At 51.7% G+C, this 20894-nt stretch carries 19 protein-coding genes and 1 tRNA gene; 18 read left to right on the top strand and 2 right to left on the bottom strand.

Features of this window, described 5'->3' with window-relative positions; genetic code table 11:
* Positions 1-2: 2 nt before the first annotated feature.
* From GE278_12440 to GE278_12410, 7 genes are all read left to right on the top strand, one after another.
* Positions 3-1157 carry an ATP-binding cassette domain-containing protein gene (locus GE278_12440; GenBank protein QLK61529.1) on the top strand — a complete coding sequence of 385 codons (1155 nt, stop codon included), beginning with the start codon at positions 3-5 and terminating at the stop codon, positions 1155-1157.
* Positions 1138-1794 carry a methionine ABC transporter permease MetI gene (metI, locus tag GE278_12435; GenBank protein ID QLK61528.1) on the top strand — a complete coding sequence of 219 codons (657 nt, stop codon included), beginning with the start codon at positions 1138-1140 and terminating at the stop codon, positions 1792-1794. The genes GE278_12440 and metI overlap by 20 nt, the downstream gene beginning before the upstream one ends.
* 642 nt (positions 1795-2436) lie before the next feature.
* A complete protein-coding gene (locus tag GE278_12430; GenBank protein QLK61527.1) occupies positions 2437-3219 on the top strand; it encodes an alpha/beta fold hydrolase in 783 nt (260 codons plus the stop codon).
* A 103-nt stretch (positions 3220-3322) separates the two neighbouring features.
* Entirely contained in the window at positions 3323-3886 is a 564-nt protein-coding gene (locus GE278_12425) for a peptidylprolyl isomerase (GenBank protein ID QLK61526.1), read from the top strand.
* Positions 3887-3931: 45 nt separating this feature from the next.
* On the top strand, positions 3932-4258 hold the full coding sequence (locus GE278_12420; GenBank protein QLK61525.1) for a hypothetical protein: 327 nt from the start codon (positions 3932-3934) through the stop codon (positions 4256-4258).
* A gap of 10 nt (positions 4259-4268) precedes the next feature.
* On the top strand, positions 4269-5102 hold the full coding sequence (locus GE278_12415; GenBank protein ID QLK63281.1) for an MBL fold metallo-hydrolase: 834 nt from the start codon (positions 4269-4271) through the stop codon (positions 5100-5102).
* 195 nt (positions 5103-5297) lie between these two features.
* Positions 5298-6512, top strand: coding sequence for an acyltransferase family protein (locus tag GE278_12410; protein QLK61524.1), 1215 nt, complete (start codon positions 5298-5300; stop codon positions 6510-6512).
* 161 nt (positions 6513-6673) lie between these two features.
* On the opposite strand, the gene GE278_12405 is transcribed toward GE278_12410, so the two are convergent.
* Positions 6674-7561 (bottom strand): LysR family transcriptional regulator, encoded by an 888-nt coding sequence (locus GE278_12405; GenBank protein QLK61523.1) that lies wholly within the window; start codon positions 7559-7561, stop codon positions 6674-6676.
* 467 nt (positions 7562-8028) lie between these two features.
* Between GE278_12405 and GE278_12400 the strand changes: the two genes are divergently transcribed.
* The 4 genes from GE278_12400 to GE278_12385 are packed head-to-tail and all read left to right on the top strand — an operon-like array spanning position 8029 to position 13035.
* On the top strand, positions 8029-9456 hold the full coding sequence (locus GE278_12400) for a bifunctional 2-methylcitrate dehydratase/aconitate hydratase (GenBank protein ID QLK61522.1): 1428 nt from the start codon (positions 8029-8031) through the stop codon (positions 9454-9456).
* Between the two features lie 48 nt (positions 9457-9504).
* Positions 9505-10647 carry a hypothetical protein gene (locus GE278_12395; GenBank protein ID QLK61521.1) on the top strand — a complete coding sequence of 381 codons (1143 nt, stop codon included), beginning with the start codon at positions 9505-9507 and terminating at the stop codon, positions 10645-10647.
* Positions 10644-11624, top strand: a complete 981-nt coding sequence (locus tag GE278_12390; GenBank protein ID QLK61520.1) for a hypothetical protein — start codon at positions 10644-10646, stop codon at positions 11622-11624. The genes GE278_12395 and GE278_12390 overlap by 4 nt, the downstream gene beginning before the upstream one ends.
* 28 nt (positions 11625-11652) lie before the next feature.
* On the top strand, positions 11653-13035 hold the full coding sequence (locus tag GE278_12385) for a DHA2 family efflux MFS transporter permease subunit (GenBank protein ID QLK61519.1): 1383 nt from the start codon (positions 11653-11655) through the stop codon (positions 13033-13035).
* A 67-nt stretch (positions 13036-13102) separates the two neighbouring features.
* Here GE278_12385 and GE278_12380 read toward each other — a convergent pair.
* Positions 13103-13178 (bottom strand) — tRNA-Asn (locus GE278_12380).
* 395 nt (positions 13179-13573) lie between these two features.
* On the opposite strand from GE278_12380, the gene GE278_12375 reads away from it, so the two are divergent.
* The 7 genes from GE278_12375 to GE278_12345 all read left to right on the top strand — a co-directional run bounded on the left by GE278_12375 (position 13574) and on the right by GE278_12345 (position 20661).
* A complete protein-coding gene (locus GE278_12375; protein QLK61518.1) occupies positions 13574-14446 on the top strand; it encodes a MurR/RpiR family transcriptional regulator in 873 nt (290 codons plus the stop codon).
* A gap of 30 nt (positions 14447-14476) precedes the next feature.
* Positions 14477-15058, top strand: a complete 582-nt coding sequence (ddpX, locus tag GE278_12370; GenBank protein ID QLK61517.1) for a D-alanyl-D-alanine dipeptidase — start codon at positions 14477-14479, stop codon at positions 15056-15058.
* Between the two features lie 38 nt (positions 15059-15096).
* The gene (locus GE278_12365) at positions 15097-16677 is read left to right on the top strand and encodes an ABC transporter substrate-binding protein (GenBank protein ID QLK61516.1); all 1581 of its coding nucleotides are present in this window, start codon (positions 15097-15099) and stop codon (positions 16675-16677) included.
* Positions 16678-16740: 63 nt separating this feature from the next.
* On the top strand, positions 16741-17757 hold the full coding sequence (locus tag GE278_12360; GenBank protein QLK61515.1) for an ABC transporter permease subunit: 1017 nt from the start codon (positions 16741-16743) through the stop codon (positions 17755-17757).
* A gap of 24 nt (positions 17758-17781) precedes the next feature.
* Positions 17782-18672: a D,D-dipeptide ABC transporter permease gene (locus GE278_12355; protein ID QLK63280.1), complete on the top strand. Its 891-nt coding sequence runs from the start codon at positions 17782-17784 to the stop codon at positions 18670-18672.
* A gap of 1 nt (position 18673) precedes the next feature.
* Positions 18674-19702: an ATP-binding cassette domain-containing protein gene (locus GE278_12350; GenBank protein ID QLK61514.1), complete on the top strand. Its 1029-nt coding sequence runs from the start codon at positions 18674-18676 to the stop codon at positions 19700-19702.
* Positions 19702-20661 carry an ATP-binding cassette domain-containing protein gene (locus tag GE278_12345; protein QLK61513.1) on the top strand — a complete coding sequence of 320 codons (960 nt, stop codon included), beginning with the start codon at positions 19702-19704 and terminating at the stop codon, positions 20659-20661. The genes GE278_12350 and GE278_12345 overlap by 1 nt, the downstream gene beginning before the upstream one ends.
* Positions 20662-20894: the final 233 nt, after the last annotated feature.

Here is a 20894-nt window from a genome sequence, read left to right as displayed (position 1 = left end):
GCATGACGATTATCTCTGAGATCGACGCGCATTTTACCGCTACGTCTGCGGATGAAAAAAACGCCGCGGTAGCGGCAGTAAACGCGTTCGTAAGAGCTGAGCGGACAAGCGCGGCAGACGATGCCGAAGACGTGGTGCGACTGCACCGCGTCAACCGCTGGTTTGGCACCACGCAGGCACTCAAGGATGTGTCGTTAACGGTGAGACGGGGAGAAATCCTCGGCCTTATCGGGCGCAGCGGGGCAGGGAAATCCACCCTGATCCGCTGTCTCAACGGACTGGAACAACCCGACGACGGTGTGATCGAAATTGAAGGCCACGCGATCACCGGCCTGAGTGAGAAAGCGTTACAGTCAGTGCGCAGCCGTGTCGGGATGGTGTTTCAGCATTTTAATTTGCTGTCGGCTAAAACCGTTGAACAAAACATCGCGCTGCCGTTGAAAATCGCCGGATATGACAAGGCGCGCCGTCAGGCACGCGTTGCCGAACTGCTGGCGCTGGTCGGGCTTGAGGACAAAGCCAAAAACTATCCGGCGGCGTTGTCTGGCGGGCAAAAGCAGCGCGTTGGCATCGCCCGCGCGCTGGCCGCCAGTCCGGCGCTGTTGTTGTGCGATGAAGCGACGTCTGCACTCGATCCTGAAACCACCCGCTCTATTCTGGCGCTGTTGCAGTCGCTGAATCAGAAACTCGGCATCACTATTTTGCTGATCACCCATGAAATGGAAGTGATCAAAAAGATCGCCCATCGGGTGGCGGTGATCAATGGCGGTGAAATCATCGAAGAAGGGCCGGTCTGGCAAGTCTTTGCGCATCCGCAATCGCAGCTGACCCGCACCCTTTTGCAGGGCTTGCTGCCACAACTGCCGGAAGCGCTGGCCGAGCGGCTGACGCCGATACGTCAGGGTGAGGCAATCTACAGCGTGCATTACGCCGGGCAAGGCCGGCAGGGCGAAATCCTCACACTGATGGCAGCCGAGTTGCCGGGGCAGTTCCGCCTTATCCAGGGCGGTGTCGATCATATTCAGCATTATGCCGTGGTGCGTTTTTTCTTCTCTGTGCCGGCTGACAACGCCGCCTCAGAGCAGGCCGTTTTACACTGGCTGCAACAGCACCAGGCAACCGTGGAGCTGACAGGTTATGTCTCCAGTAATGCTTGATTTATTGATTAACGCCGTCGAAGAAACGTTGCTGATGACCGCCATTTCCGGACTGTTCTCGCTGATCGCCGGTCTTCCCCTGGGGCTGATTTTGGTGATGAGCAGCCCCGGCGGCATCGCTGAAAACCGCTGGGTTAACCGCTCGCTCGGGCTGGTCATCAACGGTTTCCGCTCGTTACCCTTCATCATTTTGCTGGTGGCGTTAATTCCGGTGACACGCTTTCTGGTCGGCACATCCCTCGGGACATGGGCGGCGATCGTTCCGCTTTCCATCACCGCCACACCTTATTTTGCGCGCGTGGCCGAAGTCTCTCTGCGCGATGTCGATCGCGGGCTTATCGACGCTGTACGGGCGATGGGGGCGAGCAAACTGCGTATCGTCTGGGACGTGCTTATCCCGGAAGCGTTGCCCGGCATTTTGTCCGGGTTTGTGGTGACCCTGGTCGCGCTGATTGGTGCGTCGGCGATGGCCGGTGCTATCGGCGCGGGTGGGTTAGGCGATCTGGCGATCCGCTACGGCTATCAGCGTTTTGAAACAGTGGTGATGATTGAGGTGATCGTAGTGCTGATTGTCATGGTGTGCGGCATTCAGTGGGTGGGCGACCGCATTGTCGCACGCGTCGATAAACGTCATTAACCTTCGATGAGTAAAAAAGCCGGTCATTTTAAGGATGATCGGCTTTTTTAACGGTGCTTACAGTTCACTGCGCGAACGCCAGCGCTCACGGGCCATAAAACTCTTCACCCCGACATCCAGGAACGGACGCGGCGGCAAACAATTGCTGATGGCGGCGCGGGGTATTTCCCCCTAATGCCGCCCAGCCGTTGATATTTTGATCGAGAGGTAAATTTCTAATTTTCATTGTCGCATCATGCCGTTATCCCGGAGGGTTCGATCCTGATTTATAGCCGTATAGATGTCTAATGCGTAGTGAGGTGTCGCGAAAGCTTGTTTTGCATGGACTCATCATTCCAATCATTCCATTCATTCCACCCCGGTTTGCGGAAGATGCCTTCTGCAATATTACTCTTCCGTCATGACACAGCCTCTCAGTTAAAGCGACCGGGTTTTTGAAGAATCAGAGTCGCAGCGATGAGGTTTCCCCTGCCAGGTAAGCGTCGGAGCGTATCTATTATTTCGATACTGATATCGAAATAATCCATTAGAGCAACGATGATAATTATTCTAATAATAGCAACGTGACTATCGTATTTAATTTCCACCATCATAACAAAACACGTATTTCCATGAGAAAGAAAAAATAATATGGAGTATTGAATGTTTATTCGGCCACTTAAATTAACTCAGCACGTCGATATACAAGGTCCGGACAATGCCACTACGGTGGTACTTCTTCATTCTTTGGGGACAGATTTGCATCTCTGGGATTTGCAAATCCCACGTCTGAGTGAACGTTATCGTGTTGTTCGTCTGGACATCCGCGGGCACGGATTAAGTGCGGTAGATGCTCTGCGATTTTCAATGTCGGATTTGGCCGATGATGTCGTGGCGGCGTTGGATTATCTTAAAATCAATACGTTCTACGTTGCCGGAGTGTCCATCGGTGGAACCATAGCGCAATGGATTGGCTATAAGATCCCAAAACGCGTACAGGGAATGATTATTGTTGATACCGCACTGGTGAATGCCGCTCCACCTGCGCTGTGGCGAGCCCGTGCTGAAGATGTATTTCATCATGGTGTTGAACATCTTGAAACGGGAATTTTAAGCAAATGGGTGACCCCTAAATTCATCGACTCGCCCTACGCTGATGGCATGAAGCAAATGCTGCGTCGGACGACCGTTGAAGCCTTCGCAGGTTGCTCTTATGCCATTGCCGATACCGATCTGACAGATATGGATATTCCGGGGGTAAGGGCGGTGGTGGTAAGGGGAAGTGAGGATCAACTTACTCCACCGGACTATGCCCAACGTCTGGCCCAAAAGCGAAATGCAGAATTACATACTCTTCCCGGCGCAGCCCATTTACCGAATTTCGAGCAGCCCGAGGCGCTCACGGATGAAATTATCTCGTTTATTGAGAAGAAAAATACGCATTAACGATCTGGATCCGGAAGTCAGCAACTGAGAGCGCATGGGCGCTATTAATGACCTAATCAGGCATGCAGACCAAAACGTCTGATGTACGTTCGGAGTAATTCATATGAATCGTCGGTTATTTATTGGCGGAAGTCTGGGAATATGCGCAGCCGCTGTAATGGTTCCTGGCGCATTGAAGGGATTAATGAATCAGGGGAATTATCTCAAGATGGAACTGGAGAGCGGATCTGTGGCAATCCGTTTATTTCCCGATTTGGCACCCGGACATGTGGAACGTATTAAATCGCTGGTGCAGGCCAAATTTTACGATGGCATGCCTTTTAGCCGGGTCATAGAAGGGTTTATGGCACAAACGGGTGACCCGATAAAAGATACGGGCCTGAACCACATGAGATTACCGGCGCTGGCTGCAGAATTTAACGGCCTGCCTTTCGAGCGGGGCACCGTCGGCATGGCTAGGTCACGACATCCTGACAGTGCCAGTCATCAGTTTTTCATCACCTGCGCCCAAGCGCGCTATTTAGACCAAAACTTCACGGCTTTTGGAAAAGTATTACGTGGCATTGAGTTCATTGACCAGCTTCGTCTGGGAGAGTCTGAAACAGGCAAAGTGCTGGAACCGGACGTCATAAAAAGCATCAGATTAACCTCTGTTGTACCCGTTTAAAATAACCCAACGGCTTACATAGCAAGCCGAAGGAGTCGATATAAGATGCCCAGCATTACCCTGTATACGTCTGCAAGTCATCGGTTAAATGCACAATCGTTTGCGGAATTTTCAACGGTATTAGTCCGTCTCGCTAAAGAGATACTGAAAGCGAAAGAAAACAATATTCACATCAGTTATCTCACCGCAGAGATAAGTTTTGGGACGCCGGTCTACTTCGAAGCAAAGCTCAGGCAGGAGGTTTTCCGCACGCCGGCCGTATTGGATCAATTCATGCAGCAGGTTGATTTGTTAATTAAGGAGAAGACTGGAGTCATAGCGAGAATTCGCTGTTTCTCTTTTGAAGCAAGTAATATTTATGCAAAGAACTAAGGAACAGATGATGAATGAACATTTCGCAACAATAGACCTGGGTGACATCTCAGTTACCCCGGTAAGCGACGGGTATCTGCATGTCGATTTCGGGATGCTTTCAAATGTGGATGAAGCAGAGTGCAGAAATATTCAGAACCACGCACAAGTCAGTGAACTCAATGCGGTTCATATTAATACCTTCTTAGTGCGCCGGAAGGATAAAAACATTCTCATTGATAGCGGGGCAGGAGGTGTGAAGGGCTGGGGCGGCAGGTTGATTACTCATCTCGCGAAACTTGGTATACAACCTGACAATATTGATGCTGTGCTTCTTACGCATGCGCACCCGGATCATATTGGAGGATTGCTTAACGCCAGTGGTGAGGCTGTATTTTCAGAGGCTGAACTGATCATAAGTAGTGATGAGTTTCATTATCTGGAAGACGATGAAAATTTCGCAGCAGTCAGTGACCGCGTAAAAGGTAATTTCCTTTTGGCACGGAGCATATTCAAAAAGTATAAGCAAAGACTTCGCCTGATAAGTCATGGCGAAGTATTTCCTGGTATTTTTGCGGTCCCGCTTAAAGGTCACACGCCGGGCCATACAGGTTACCGGGTAGAAGGCAGCAAAGACAGCCTGTTAATTTGGGGGGATATTGTGCATTTCCCTCATATTCAACTGCTCAAACCGGAAGTGGCTATAGCCTTTGACTATGATGCTCAAATGGCAGCAGAGACACGTTACCGTGTGCTCGAAATGGTGAGTTCGGAAAGGATCCTTGTCGGCGGGATGCATTTTGGCGAGCAAGGGTTTGGTTATATCGAAAAACGTGGATCTGGATACGGGATTGTCGATCTCTGATAGGTAAAACACCGGATCGAACATTCTGCGCTAAACATTATTTATTTCCTGACCGGCATCGCAACGATGAATTATTGGCAGCCTGTGTGGCTCTGCGACGTTGCTTTGCCGTTATTCGTTTTTTTCTGTGTAACATTATCGCTATGCTGCCGAATAAAACTTTCGGTATAAAATACTATCCTCAGGGGGAATAAAATGAATTCTGCAATAAACAGAGAAATAAGTAATGATGCTGCTCATGGCGACGTAAATAAATCAGAAGTAAGCCATTTAATAATGAAGGGAAACTCTACTGTATTACCAAAACTTCCTTCGCTTACCGGAAGTCGGTTCTGGGCTGCATTATTGGTTTTTTTATTTCATTCATCTCTCCCCAGCGACCTTGCGCCATTTTCAGACCCTACTGTCCAGCATATATTCACCGTGATCGTCGGCAAAGCGGGGTGGCTCGGCGTTTCTTATTTCTTCATACTCAGTGGATTCATTATGGTCTGGGCGGCGAAAAATAATGATACCGTGGGGAACTTTTACTTACGACGATTTGCAAAGATTTACCCCACGCATCTTTTGACCTGGGTAATAGCATTTCTCATTGGCGCCATGAGCATATATCAACACAAATTATGGTTATCAAATCTCCTGCTGGTAAATACCTGGATTAATGATGTTCATTATTTTTTTGTGGGCAACAGACCCAGCTGGTCTCTTTGCATAGAAGCTATGTTTTATCTCTCTTTTCCCTTCCTGTTCCGGGTGATGAAGGCCATACCTGAAAAATTCGATTTACTCGGTCTGGTTGCCGTCACTGCGGCTTCTTTGATGGTTCAAACCTATATCTACATTTGGGTTGAACCGAATAAGATAATGGGAGCGTTTCCAATTTCGCAGCAGCACTTTTGGATTTCGTATATTTTTCCTCCATCACGCCTGTTCGAGTTTCTTTCCGGTATGTTTGCAGCCCGGCTGCTGATGAAAGGGCGGGCACTCGTGCTGACGAAAACGACTTCGCTTGGCCTGCTTGCCGCCACGTATATCGGTTCCATGTATATTCCTTACCAGTTCAGCATGAGTGTGGTTTTTATTATTCCTGTTTGTTTATTAATTATTTCAATTGCGGGTGATGACTTAAAAAATCGAAATACGCTGTTAAATACAAAAACGTCAGTGTGGTTAGGAGAGATATCCTATTCATTCTACATGGTTCATTTTTTAGTGTTATTTTATTTTTTGAATCTCACGGCTGGAAGGAAGTTTAGCCTGCCAGAGGGGATTGCGCTTATTGTCGTTGCTTTAGTTCTGGCCGTTTCATGCGCATCATTTTTATATAAGTATTTTGAAGTGCCGATGATGAAATTAATTTTAGAAAAATGTAAAACGAAAAGATTCTTCATTCTGCGTAAATCTGCATAATGTGCAGCGAGTTATTCAGCATCTGGTCGTGAAATAGGGTGATATATATTGAGGATTGGCTTATTTTATGGGAGGGCATACATCAGGTGTATGCTCTCTCATTTTTGCAGGATGAATGGCTGTCAAAAAATGGAAAACCTGAATGCGTTTATTGCAAATACCTAATAACCGATATTATGCAGACGGGGATCCTGAAAAACGGAAGTCATTATTCCTCTGAATTTCGTGCTATCCAGATAGGGCGAGTCGGTACGATAAACAAGCTCTATCTTGAAGTCATTGAACTGACCACAGAGCTCATGAATTTTTATCTTACTTTGTACCTCGCTACTGATGGAACAACGCAACACTAACGATATGCCTTTGCCGGCAGCAATGCTGGAGAACAGAACGGGATAAGATCCGCATTCGACAACGCGTTTAGGCGTGATATGCCCCTCATTAAAGAGAACATTGTAATTACGGGTTGTGGTAGCACATTTTTTGCTACTGAGTAAAAATACTTCGCCATCCAGACTCGAGATATCTTTAATTGTGGGATAATTTTTCTCGGTGATAATAACCAGTTCACTGGAGAGGAGAATGGCGCGTGAATGTTGTGTGTTTGAAAACCCCGCCCCAATGATAACCGCATCGAATTCGTTTTGATCAAATGCACTGAGCAAACTTATAGTATTTCCAATCGAAATGTCTATATTCCACCCCAAATCATGGCCTAAGTCGATCAGTGAGCTAACAATATAGGGAGGTAAACATTCGATGATGCCAATACGGATATTCAGCTGACTATTTTTAGAGTGGGAAATGTTGTTTTTGCAATCATCTGCAAGGTTCAATATTTTAAGCGCGTAGTCATAAAGTATCTGGCCTTGCGCAGTAAGGGAGCACCCATCGGTTTTTCGATCTAATAAAGTCACATCCAGGTTATCCTCCAGACTCCTGATTCGATGGGAAATACTCGACTGCACTCGATTAAGACGCTCGGCAGCCTGGGTGATGTTCCCGGTCTCCACGACTGTCACGAATGCAAGTAGTTCACTTAGCTTCATTTGAGACCTCATGCTAAAAATTAGTTCGTCGTCACATTAATTATTTATATTCTGTATTAATAATTTTGTCACTATGTTTTAAAACCCTCAGAGCAACAGGCAAGATCACTTTTGCGGTCATCCCAGAAGCGGTTCAGTATTATTCAGCTGTAAACAGAAGTTAATTCTGAATTGATGATAATAACAACAGACTCTGCTTATTCATCCGCCTGCTAGCACAATCTCATTGTCCCGGCTTAAATATTATGATCATTAGGAATTTTGCTGGGTATCAATATTTTCGATGAATACCTCGATTTTATTCGCTGGTTTTTTAATCCCATGCCTATTACGATTTTATTTGTGATAGCAAGTTATTTTTCTTATAAATCAATTTGTTATCCATATCTCATTTCTGCATATATATATTACCGGGCATTCCAATGCTTATATTTTCGACAATTCATTTTTTGGTTATGGGATGAAATATGGCGCACGCAGAGTTTGATAACATAATGGTTGAACTGGTTGACTATGCCTACGAGCAGACAACCTTTGATAATGAGACTTTACGGCTGGCGCGTTTTTGCCTGCTGGATTCGCTGGGATGCGCGATTGCCGCATCTGCTGACCATGACTGTATGAGGCTGATGAGCAGTGCTCAGTTCAGTAAAAGCCGTGAGGGTGTTCCGGTTGTCGGTACCGGGTTAAGACTGGGGCCGATTGAGGCGGCCTTTCATACAGGCTCAATGATTCGCTGGCTGGAGTTTAATGACACCTGGCTTGCGCAAGAATGGGGGCACCCGTCTGATAATCTCGGGGCGATACTGGCAGCCGCAGTATGGAACAGCTGCACTGATGATAATCATTCGCCGACTGATGTCACCACCGTTCTTAATACGATGATTCGTGCCTACGAGATCCACGGCGTACTGTGCCTGTCGAACTGTTTCAATGCGTTGGGCATTGACCATGTCGTGTTGGTGAAAGTGGCCTCTGCTATCGCCTCAGCCCAACTCCTTGGTTTGTCAAAGGAGCAGGCATTGAGTGCATTATCTAATGCGCTTATCGACGGCCATTCTCTTAGAACCTACCGGCACGCGCCCAATGCGGGGACGCGCAAATCATGGGCGGCGGGTGACGCCACGGCTCGTGGACTGCAACTGGCACTTTTCGCGCAAAGCGGCGAAATGGGTTATCCCACTGCGCTGACTGCCACCCGATGGGGATTCGATGATGCCGTGTTGAGAGGAAAATCCTTCAATTTGTCACGCGGCCTCTCCGATTTTGTCATTAAAAATATCTTGTTCAAGGTCCCCAACCCTGCTGAATACCATGCTCAGACGGCTGTAGAAGCGGCAATAAATCTGCGGGAGCGGATACTTGCTGCCGGGTTCTCTCCTGAGAGTATCGAATATGTACGGGTAGAAACAACGCGTCCGGCGATTCAGATCATTGATAAATCAGGGCCACTGAGTAACTCCGCGGATCGCGATCATTGTCTCCAGTATATGGTTGCTGTCGGACTACAAACCGGAAATCTGACGATAAAGGATTTTCACGAACCGCTCGCCAGCGATCCCCGGCTGGAAGCACTGCGATTAAAGATTACCTGCACTGAACGCCCCTCATTTACTGAGAGCTACTACGACCCGGATAAGCGCGCTATTCCCAATTCGCTCACTCTGAAATGTCGTGGAATGACTGAAGCGCTCTCAGAAACCATTGAATATCCGCTCGGCCATGTTCGTCGTCGTGAAGAGTGCTTCGGGGCGCTGCTGACAAAGTTTCATTTGAATCTTTCAGACAGCCCGCTGCGTGACCGCGCATCAGTTTTGGCCGACACACTGATTTCAGAATCAAAGCTGGATGCGATGTCCGTCAATGACCTGCTGAGAATGTTCTCCTGGGATTAGGTTGCATCCAAAACACGAACTTATATTCATTTAGCGTGAGGTGATGAAGTGAAAAAAGCCATATTGGTGGGCTGTGGAGCGGAAATCGGTGCGAACTTGCTGATTCAGAATGATCCGCTGAAGGATGGTTTTGCGATTCAAACGGTGGTGACGAATCCTCCTTCTTTAGATAAACATTACCCCGAACTTCGCCCGATAGATGGCATCGTTGCCCGTCTGGCGATGGCGCATCCCGGCATACAGTCTCATATCAACATTCTCAGCAGCGACACTCTGCAAATTGACGGCCGCGAGGTTCACTTTTTCTTTGGCGATCTTGCCAAAGAACTTCCTCCGCAGACGGGCCGCTTTGACATCGGTTTTATTGCGACCAGCAAGCTGGATATGGACATGAGCAGCCCTGTCGCACGTAACATGCAAGAACTTGCGGATGTGGTGCTGGGTGTTGCAGAGGCAAATGAGCTGCCAAGTATCTATGGCTGTCTGGAGGATCTGACCCGTGATGATATTGGCACGATACATCGTCAGGTGGTCGATTCTGGCATGTATTGTCTCGGATCATGTCAGACGAACGGTATGCATGCCTCACTTCGCGTATTAACCGATGCGCTCAGGACAATCCAATGTAATGCCTCACATATTGTTTCGGTCGAGACCGACATTGTGCATCCAGATACGCCAAACGGCGTACTTGGCACCCGTTCGTTTGAGGGACGCCTGCAGGATGCGCGCGACAATCTGCGTCCGAGCTTCTCTCAAATCGCCATGAGTCAGGACAAAGTGATGCCCTGGGCCCCGTTGATCAATACCGTTTCATTACGCGCGCCGGTGCATGCTCCTGGATATCAGATCAACCGTTTCATCGTAAGGGATGGCGGGGCGTTAACTATCGATCTCATCGAGGCAGCGATTGAGCGGGTGAGCGAAACACATCCTCACGTTGTTAAAGCCTCCCGGTCGCCTTTAGGAAGCCGCGCGTATGCCTTTGAGCGCCGGTGCTCAACCATTCTCTCTGACAAGAACCACTTACTCATTCTGCGGCCTGCCTATCTGGCAAACCAGAATTTGAGTGAAATCATCATCCAGTCGTTTGTTAACAACACCGTTGGCTATAGCGCCGTGGTCCGTGCCGTCGCACGTAGCATCGCGCTTAGTCTGCCAGTAGCCACTTTCCAGGGGATTAAAAAATGACAAGCTCACATACCGTGGATTTCTTGAGTTCTGGCTTCGTTGTGAAGACGGCGATGTCCGAAATATTTAATGGAAAACTGAAAGCGGAAGTTGATCAGATACGTGCACTGCACGATATCTACCCTGATCTGATGGTGCCGGTGTTGCACGACGGTGTAGCCGCCGGGCGGCAATTCTATATTCTCGAGAAGATGGATTCGTTGCCGCTATCCAATATCGTATTTGACGAGCGACGGTCTCTGGCCGAACGCAGAATGATCGTCAGAAATACATTGGAACATGTACAGAAAGCGATCGGTCTGGAGTCAGAAAATCCGTCGGCGGTGGTCAGCGATATGCCCGCCAGATTACTGGATGAGTGGGAAGGCACGCGTTTCGCACACGAACTGTTTGATAAACCTGTTCTGCTGAATGGGGCAAGATTCAGCACTACGGCCCGCGAAGTCTTTGAAAAAGCACTGGAACTGGCCCGAAAAGAAGAGTTCAAATCAGTAGAAAAAGCGCATTTCAATTTTCATTTTGGCAATGTGCTCTACAACGAGGAACTCGCTCAGACCCGTTTCATCGATCCTGATTTTTCAGTACGAGGACTCGATCCGCTTTTCGGCTTCTCCCGGTTTGCCTTTTCGTTTTGGCATGAACTTGCCGCTGAGGTAAAGGATGCCGTCAAACTCGTGCCCATGCAGGATGCACTGATGTTCGTACTGGCCAAACCTGACTACGGAAACATTCTTAGCGAGATCCCTGAGTTAGGCGGAATTTCTGGCCTGCTGCCACTGATGGGGGAAAGTATGCGTAACCGGTTCTATGTACTCACGACCTACTGTTTCCTGAGAAGTATCCGAATCAATGGCAGCAAACAACCCTGGAAAAGACCTGGGTCTCCCGTGGTCGCAAGCCCCGAAGAAGTGCTGATGCTGGGTCTGCTGACCTACCTTGAAGGGCCGAATGCCGAGAGCGAAAGCCTCTGTGCATAACACCAATTCACTACAGGATGTCCGGGATATGTCATTGGTAAGCACGAGTACTTTAGAACAAGGATTTGAGGCGCCAAGGCGTTATCTGGCGGCTGCCGCCATTTTGATTGGCGTTATCATGGCGGCGCTGGACAGTTCCATCGTCAACATCTCCTTGCCTTCGATTGCCGGGGCTTTAAGGGTGGATCCCGCTTCGGTGATTTGGGTCACCAACGGTTATCAGGTGGCCAGCGCTGCAACGATGCTGATCTGTGCGTCGCTGGGTTCGAGGATAGGGGAGCGGCGCTTTTATACGGCGGGCATGGTGCTGTTTACGCTGGCATCGCTGGGTTGTAGCCTCTCCCCGACCTTTGGCATGCTGGTTGCCATGCGTGTACTTCAGGGAGTGAGTTATGCGGTGATGATAAGCGTCGGACTGGGGCTTTACCGGGTGATTTTTCCGCCGAGTGCGCTGGGAACCATTCTGGGGCTGAATGCGCTGGCATTCGCGGTGGGTACAGCCATCGGTCCGGCGTTAGGCGGCCTGATCATCTCTTATCTCGACTGGCCATGGTTGTTCTACATCAATATCCCGCTGGGGGTAGTTGCCATTATGTTCTCACTTATTTCCCTCGGCGTTGATACTGAGAGGGAAAAAGGTTTCGACTGGGGAGGGGCGGTTACTTCAGCCGCGGCCTTAGGTTTAATGGTGATTGCCGTCGATCAAATCGGACGCTGGGACAGCCGTATACTCATGCTTTGTGGTGTCGCTTGCGTGGCGCTGATTGCCATCTTTCTCAAAGCGCAGACGCGTTCTAAAAATCCTTTGCTGCCATTGGATATCTTTCGTTCCCGGCGATATTCCTTCGCGGTGATCGCGTCAGTCTCAATGTTTGTGGCACAGGGTATGGCACTCGTCGGATTGCCTTTTGTGCTGCAACACGCATATCACTATACCGTGCTGGAATCGGCGTTCATCTTTACACCCTGGCCGATTGCCGTTGCAATCTGTGCGCCAGTCGCGGGCCGGTTATCAAATCGTTTAAACCCTACTCAGATATCAACAGTCGGCGTGGTGGTGTTCAGTCTGGGATTAGGATCTTTAGCGTTGTTGCCAGAAACGGCGACCGTTGATGATTTTCTATGGCGTGTGGCGGTGTGTGGCGTGGGTTACGGGCTCTTCTTGCCGCCCAACAATAAAGAGATGTTTTCGAGTGTCGCAGCGAATCGAACGGTCACCGCTTCGGGCGTGCTATCGACCGCCAGAACAGCGGGGCAATCAATTGGCGCGGCACTGGTTGCGATGGTTATTGCATTGTTGAACGGATTAACGGATCACGCGGGCGCACAGTTTGCTGTATATGTGTTCGGGCTGGCCTGTCTTATCTCCGTGCTATCGTCATTCTCAAGTATGCTGCGTCTGCGTCGATAAAGGACGGTGTTAAGAAATCCAAAAGCAAAAATCCCGCTTAAGTTTCCTTAAGCGGGATTTTCTAATATGGCTCCTCTGACTGGACTCGAACCAGTGACATACGGATTAACAGTCCGCCGTTCTACCGACTGAACTACAGAGGAATCGTTGGAACGGGGCGAATAATAGCGACTGCCCGTGGGCATGTCAAAGGGTTAACGAAAAAACTTGTCTGACTGCTTCCTAAATATCCAACTTGTTGACTATTAAGACAAAGTGATTAAATCCTCTGCCATTTTGATCATTCCCTTCCACACGGTCTGACGTTGTTGCACTAAAAGTACTCATAAGCTGCCTGTTTGTTGTGCATCTGTAGCCAGCATTGTTGAAAATCGCATATCCCCCGCACATTTTTTGCCAACTGTTACCCCCCTGAAGGCGGTGAATTCAGATCTGCTGCACAAATTTCACTCATTTTTCGGAATTGGCACACCCCGTGCATTGTTATCTCACTAACAACAGCTAGCTTTATGACAATAAAGCAACATGAGATTAACAGATGCAGCCAGCGCAGGATGTGATTGAACAAATCGAAGCCTCGTTTGCCGGACAGACGCCGACGGGGAAACGCATTGCCAGTTATTTGCTGGCAAATCTGGCGCAAATCCCGTTTGAAACAGCCGACAGCATCGCACGCAGCGCGGCGACTAGCGGGATCTCGGTGGGACGTTATTTGCGCAGTCTCGGGTATCGTAATCTGGATGATTTCAAGCAAACACTGCGCCAGCAAAGCGGGGCCGCCTACCAGCCGTGGGTGGTCACTGACCGCCTTGGGGCTTACCGTGAACGCAGCAAACAACCGCGACAGGAAAAGCTTGAGCAGTCGCTGACGCTCGAACTCGACGCCATCCATCACGTCTATCAGTTGGCACAGACCGACAGTTTTGCACAGGTCAGCCGCCGTCTGGCGCAGGCTGACGCGGTATTTATTCTCGGCATCCAGTCGGTGCGCGGGATCGCCAATAACTTCTCCAGCTATCTCGAGTATCTGCGACCGAAAGTGTATTTCGCCGACGGACTTTCCGGCACCTATGTCGAGTCACTGAATTGTGAATTCGCCAGCCCCTATCTGGTGGTCACCGACACCCGCGCGTATTCGAAGCTGGCGCAAACCTATTGTGAAGCAGCCTGCGAACGGGGGCTGAACGTCGCGCTGATCACTGACATTTATTGTCCCTGGGCGCGCGATTACCCGGTGGATTTGTTGCAGGTCAAAACTGACACCGGCCAGTTCTGGGATTCGATGGCGCCGCTCAGTTGCCTGTTCAATCTCCTGTGTTCTTCGGTGCTTGAGCTGCGGGGGAATGATGTCGAAGAAAGGCTGGCGAAGAACCGGATTTTGCAGAAACAGCTCGGGCAATTTGAATCCTAATTTTCTAAACACAGCGGACAGAATTTATTGATGAACACGAAAACACCTGACGTACCCCTTACAGATTTGTCGCAGGCGCTGCCCGATGCGGTGATCGACCTGAAATATGCCACGGCAGATAACCTGACCGGTCATTCGATTTATCGTGAGTCACGCTGCCTGTTACATCCGGACGCCGCCGCTGCACTGGTTCGCTGCAACACCGTGGCAAAGCTGGCAGGATTTCGCTTGAAAATTTACGACGCTTACCGGCCCCAGGCGGCGCAGGCCTGTCTGTGGGCGGCGTTTCCCAACCCGGATTATGTGGTGGATATCAGGCTTGGCTCACACCACAGCCGGGGTGTGGCGGTGGATCTGACGCTGCTTGATGAGCGTGGCGAGGTGCTGGATATGGGCGCGGGCTTTGATGAAATGACCGAAGTGTCGCATCCGTTTTATCCGGATTTACCGCCACACATTCAGCGTAACCGACTTTTGCTCAATGCCGTGATGGCAGCGGGTGGCTACAAGGGCATCACCAGCGAGTGGTGGCACTTTGAATTACCGGATGCCAAAACGTATCCGTTGTTGGAAGAGCGGTTTGGCTGCTATCCGCCAATCAACGCCGCCTGAACCTCGTCTCACTTTTTCCTCAAGCCAGGAGTTCAACGATGACTAACACAGCAATCAGCACGTTCAGCACGGCCACAAAAACGCGGATCGCCGGTGCCATTTTTCTCGCTGTATCAGGATTAAGCGTCTCAGCGCAGGCGGCGGTACCGAAAGACATGTTGGTGATCGGTAAAGCCGCGGATCCGCAAACGCTGGATCCGGCGGTGACTATCGACAACAACGACTGGACGGTTACTTACCCGGCCTATCAGCGGCTCGTCCAGTATAAAACGGAGGGGGGCAAAGGATCGACGCAGGTGGAAGGGGATCTGGCCGCCAGCTGGACCGCTTCGCCAGACCAGCTGGTCTGGACGTTCAAACTCAAGCCTGGTGCGAAATTTGATGACGGCAGTGACGTTAACGCCGATGCGGTGAAATGGTCGTTTGAGCGCCTGATGAAAATTGGTCAGGGCCCGTCGGAAGCCTTCCCGAAAGACCTGACCGTCACGGTAGTCGATCCGATGACCGTCACCTTCACGCTGAAAACCCCGTTCGCGCCATTCCTCTATACGCTGGCCAATGACGGCGCGGGCATTGTCAATCCGGCCATCGCTAAAGCCAATCCTGCTGATGAGGGAAAAGCCTGGCTGGCGGGACATACCGCCGGTTCCGGCCCTTACAAGCTGGAGCGCTGGCAGAAAGGACAGCAACTGGTGCTGGTGCCGAACCCGCATTACAGCGGTGCGAAACCGGCCTTCAAACGCGTGACAGTGAAAATTATCGGCGAGAGTGCCACCCGCCGCCTGCAGCTGTCGCGTGGTGATCTGGATATCGCTGACTCACTGCCAATGGATCAGCTGGCGGCACTGAAGAAAGAAGACAACGTCGCCGTTGAAGAATTTCCGTCATTGCGCGTGACCTATCTGTATCTCAATAACGCCAAAACACCGCTCAATCAGGTGGATCTGCGCCGTGCGATTTCCTCAGCAGTGGATTATCAGGGCATGGTCAAAGGCATCATGGGCGGTAACGCCAAACAGATGCGCGGACCGATCCCGGATGGCATGTGGGGTTTCGACCCGACGGCGAAGCAGTACACCCTCGATATGACGCAGGCCAAAGCCGATCTGGCAAAAGTGAAAGAGAAACCGCAAACGCTGGACTTCCTCTATTCGGATAACGATCCAAACTGGGAATCGATCGCGCTTGCGGTGCAGGCGAGCCTCGGGCAGGCCGGGATCAACGTCAGGCTGGAAAAATTGGCTAACGCCACCATGCGCGACCGCATCGGACAGGGCGATTACGACATCTCCATTGGTAACTGGAGCCCCGATTTCGCCGACCCGTACATGTTTATGAACTACTGGTTCGAATCCGACAAAAAAGGGCTGCCGGGCAACCGTTCCTTCTATTCCAATCCTGACGTCGATGCGTTGCTGAAAAAAGCGGTGTCGGTGACCGATCAGAAGCCGCGCACGGATTATTACCAGCAGGCGCAGAAAATTGTCATCGACGAAGCGGCCTACGTTTATCTGTTCCAGAAAAACTATCAGGTAGCGATGAACAAAGACGTTAAAGGCTTTGTTTTCAACCCGATGCTGGAGCAGGTGTTCAACGTAGGTCAGATGAGCAAGCAATAGCGGCGATGTCATTCACGAAGACCCCTTTCTGCAATGTGAGGGGTTTTACGGGGAAAAATAACGATGACTTTTTGGACACTGATCCGCCAGCGATGCTGGGGGCTGGTTTTGGTGATGATAGGGGTATGCGTTATTACCTTTATCATCTCGCATATGATCCCCGGCGATCCGGCGCGTCTGCTGGCAGGCGATCGTGCCAGCAATGAAATGGTCGATCATATTCGTCAGCAACTGGGGCTGGATCAACCGCTGTATGTGCAGTTTTTCCGCTACGTCAGTGATTTGCTGCACGGCGACCTTGGGACCTCGATCCGTACCGGCCGTCCGGTGCTGGAAGACCTGAAAGCCTTTTTCCCGGCGACCTTAGAACTGGCGTTTACCGCGCTTTTTCTGGCGATCGTGCTGGGTATTCCGCTCGGCGTATTGTCAGCGGTCTATCAGAATAAATTCCCCGATCATCTGGTGCGTCTGCTTTCCGTGCTGGGGATTTCCACTCCGGCGTTCTGGCTGGGGCTGGGTGTCATCATTTTGTTTTACGGCCATCTGAACCTGCTGCCGGGCGGCGGGAGACTGGATGACTGGCTGGATCCGCCCGCCAATATCACCGGTTTTTACGTGCTTGATTCCTTACTGACTGGCAACTGGGAGACCTTCTGGAACAGCCTGCAACATCTGGCGATGCCTGCGCTAACGCTGGCGTTCGTACATATGGGGATTGTGGCGCGACAGATTCGTTCGGCGATGCTCGAACAGCTAAACGAAGATTACATCCGCACGGCGCGCGCTAACGGTTTATCGCGCTGGCGGGTGATCCTTAGTCATGCGCTCCCCAATGCGCTGATCCCGTCGGTAACGGTGCTCGGGCTGGCGATGGGCGATTTACTTTACGGCGCGGTGCTTACAGAAACAGTGTTCGCCTGGCCAGGTATGGGGGCGTACGTAGTTAACTCGATTCAGGCGCTGGATTTCCCGGCGGTGATGGGTTTTGCGGTGGTGGTGTCGTTCGCTTACGTCATCGTCAATTTGTGCGTGGATTTACTGTATGTGTGGATCGACCCACGCATTGGCCGGGAGGGGTGACGGATGTCTGTTATTGAACCGGAAGTGAACAATCACCGTGCCGATATTGTGGCACCGGATGTCAGACCGCGCTTCGCCAGCTGGCGGCGCACATTTCATCTGCTAAGTCGCAGCCCGCTGACCATGCTGGGTTTGGCGATCATGCTGATTGTGCTGTTTATCATGATTTTCTCTCCGTGGCTGGTGCCGCACGATCCAAACGCCATCAGCCTGACCGCCCGTTTACAGGCTCCTTCCGCCGGACACTGGTTTGGCACCGATGAAGTCGGACGCGATTTATTCAGCCGGGTGCTCATCGGCAGCCAGCAGTCGGTGGCCGCCGGGCTGGCGGTGGTGATTATTTCAGGCAGCATCGGTTCACTGCTCGGCTGCTTCTCCGGCGTGGTGGGGGGGCTGGTTGATGCGCTGATCATGCGTTGTATGGATATCATGTTGTCGGTGCCCTCGCTGGTGCTGACCATGGCGCTGGCCGCTGCACTCGGTCCGAGTTTGTTCAACGCGATGCTGGCGATTGCCGTAGTGCGCATTCCGTTTTACGTCCGGCTGGCGCGCGGGCAAACGCTGATGCTGCGTCATCAGGCCTATATGCAGGCGACGCGTACCTTTGGCGCGTCGCGCTGGCATCTCATCACCTGGCACGTCTTGCGTAACGTGATGCCGCCGCTGGTGGTGCAGGCGTCGCTGGACATCGGCACATCGATTCTGATGGCCGCCACGCTGGGCTTTATCGGCCTGGGGGCGCAACAACCGACCGCAGAGTGGGGCGCGATGGTTTCTAATGGCCGCAACTATATTCTTGACCAGTGGTGGTATTCGGCATTTCCCGGCATGGCAATTCTGATTACGGCCACCGGTTTCAACCTGTTCGGCGATGGTCTGCGCGACCTGCTGGATCCGAAAAGCAGAGGGCGCTGAGATGACTGAACAACGCACCGCGCCGGTGCTGGAAATCGACAAACTGCAACTGGTCTTTCCCGTTTACGGCGGCGAAGTGAAAGCGCTGAATCAGGTTTCGCTGGCGGTCAGCGCCGGAGAAATTGTGGGCGTGGTAGGGGAATCTGGCTCCGGGAAATCGGTCACCGCGATGATGGCGATGCGCCTGCTGCCACCGGACGGTTTTATCGTCACTGGCGGCGAACTCCACATGCTCGGCACCGACGTGGTGCGCGCCAGCGAAGAGGAAATGCGAAGCCTGCGCGGCGCGCGCGTGGCGATGATTTTTCAGGAGCCAATGAACGCGCTAAACCCGACGCGTAAAATAGGCCGACAGATGTGTGAAGTGATTTGTCTGCATCAAAAAGTCAGCCGTGCGCAGGCGTGGAAAAAAGCGATCGGCTTGCTCGATGACATGCAGATCGCCGACGCGGAACAGGTCATGTCGCGCTATCCGTTTGAGCTTTCCGGCGGGATGCGTCAGCGCGTGCTGATCGCTATGGCATTTTCCTGCGAACCGGAGTTGATCATCGCCGATGAACCGACCACCGCGCTGGACGTTACGGTGCAGCGTCAGGTCTTACGGTTGTTGCAGCGTAAAGCCCGTGCCAGCGGCACTGCGGTGTTGTTTATCACGCACGACATGGCGGTGGTTTCTCAGCTGTGCGACCGGGTTTACGTGATGTACGCCGGGCATGTGATTGAAAGCGGCAAAACGGCAGACGTGATTGACACGCCGTCGCACCCGTATTCCATCGGATTATTGCAGGCTGCGCCGGAAAACGGCACGCCGCGCAGTCTGCTCAAAGCCATTCCCGGCACAGTGCCGAACCTGGCCAAACTGCCTCAGGGCTGCGCCTTTCGCGGGCGCTGTCAGCACGCCGACGACCGTTGTTTTATCACGCCTGAACTCGCTGTGCAGGCCGAATTTCCGCAGCAATCGGTCGCCTGCTGGCATCCGCAACGTTTTGCTAATCCGACACGAATCCCACATATTGAGGAGCTCTCCTGATGATTGCCGAACACTTAGTTGAACTTCAGGATGTGCGCGTGCGGTTCCCTGCGACTGTCAACTGGCGCGGCAAACCGACCGGCTACGTCCATGCGCTGAACGGTGTAGATCTCAACATTATTCGCGGCGAAACCCTGGGGATCGTCGGCGAATCCGGCTGCGGAAAAAGCACGCTGGCGCAGTTACTGATGGGCCTGCAAAAGCCGAGCAGCGGTGAGATCCACCGTGCCCGTCACGATAACTCCTGGTTTGGTTCGGGTATGCAGATGGTGTTTCAGGATCCGCAATCCTCACTCGATCCGCGTCTGCCGATCTGGCGTATTATCACCGAGCCGGTGTTCGTGCAAAAACACAACAGCAGCCGTGAACGTCGCGAATTAGCCGCCACGCTGGCCGGGCAGGTCGGCATCCGCGAAGAGTACTTAGACCGCCTGCCGCACGAATTTTCCGGGGGGCAGCGTCAGCGCATTTCTATCGCCCGCGCGCTGTCCTCCGGGCCGGATATTATCGTCCTCGATGAACCGACATCGGCGCTGGATATTTCCGTACAGGCGCAGATCCTCAATCTGCTGGTCGAGCTGCAACGCCAGCGCAATCTGACGTTTGTGCTGATATCGCACAACGTCTCGGTGGTGCGTCACATGAGTGACCGCGTGGCGGTGATGTATCTTGGTCAGATCGTCGAGCTCGGCGCGGCTGAAAAAGTGCTGACCGATCCCCAACATCCGTACACCCGCCTGCTGCTCGATTCCGTACCCCGTGCGGGGCGGGCGCTGGATGACGGGGTTGTCGATAAAAAGGGAGAGTTACCGGGTAACCGGAATTTGCCGAAAGGCTGTTATTTTCGGGAACGGTGCCCGCTGGCGGGAGACGGGTGTCAGATGCCGCAGGATCTGGCTCGCGCGGCGGGAGGGGGCGTCGCGAGGTGTCATAGGGTACATGTGGCTGAGCGGGCATAAAGGGTTCTTTTGTGCAGATGCCGCTGCACTGGCGGTATTTAAACGCGGTTCGAAATAAAAACTGATCGAGAATATTTCGGTTTCTAAATTGCAGTGATCACATGGTTTTTCGCGCCGAAACCGAGCAGAGGGGAAAAGCTTTTCCCCTCTGCACTCCCCTCGCTTTTTCACACACGTGCCATGCACACCGGCTATGTTTCAGCAGCTACCGCTATTGCCGCAAAATCCCGCCG

It is taken from the genome of Enterobacteriaceae bacterium Kacie_13 (assembly GCA_013457415.1).
Classification (GTDB): Bacteria; Pseudomonadota; Gammaproteobacteria; order Enterobacterales; family Enterobacteriaceae; genus Rahnella.
This window is presented reverse-complemented; position numbering and strand designations above follow the sequence as displayed.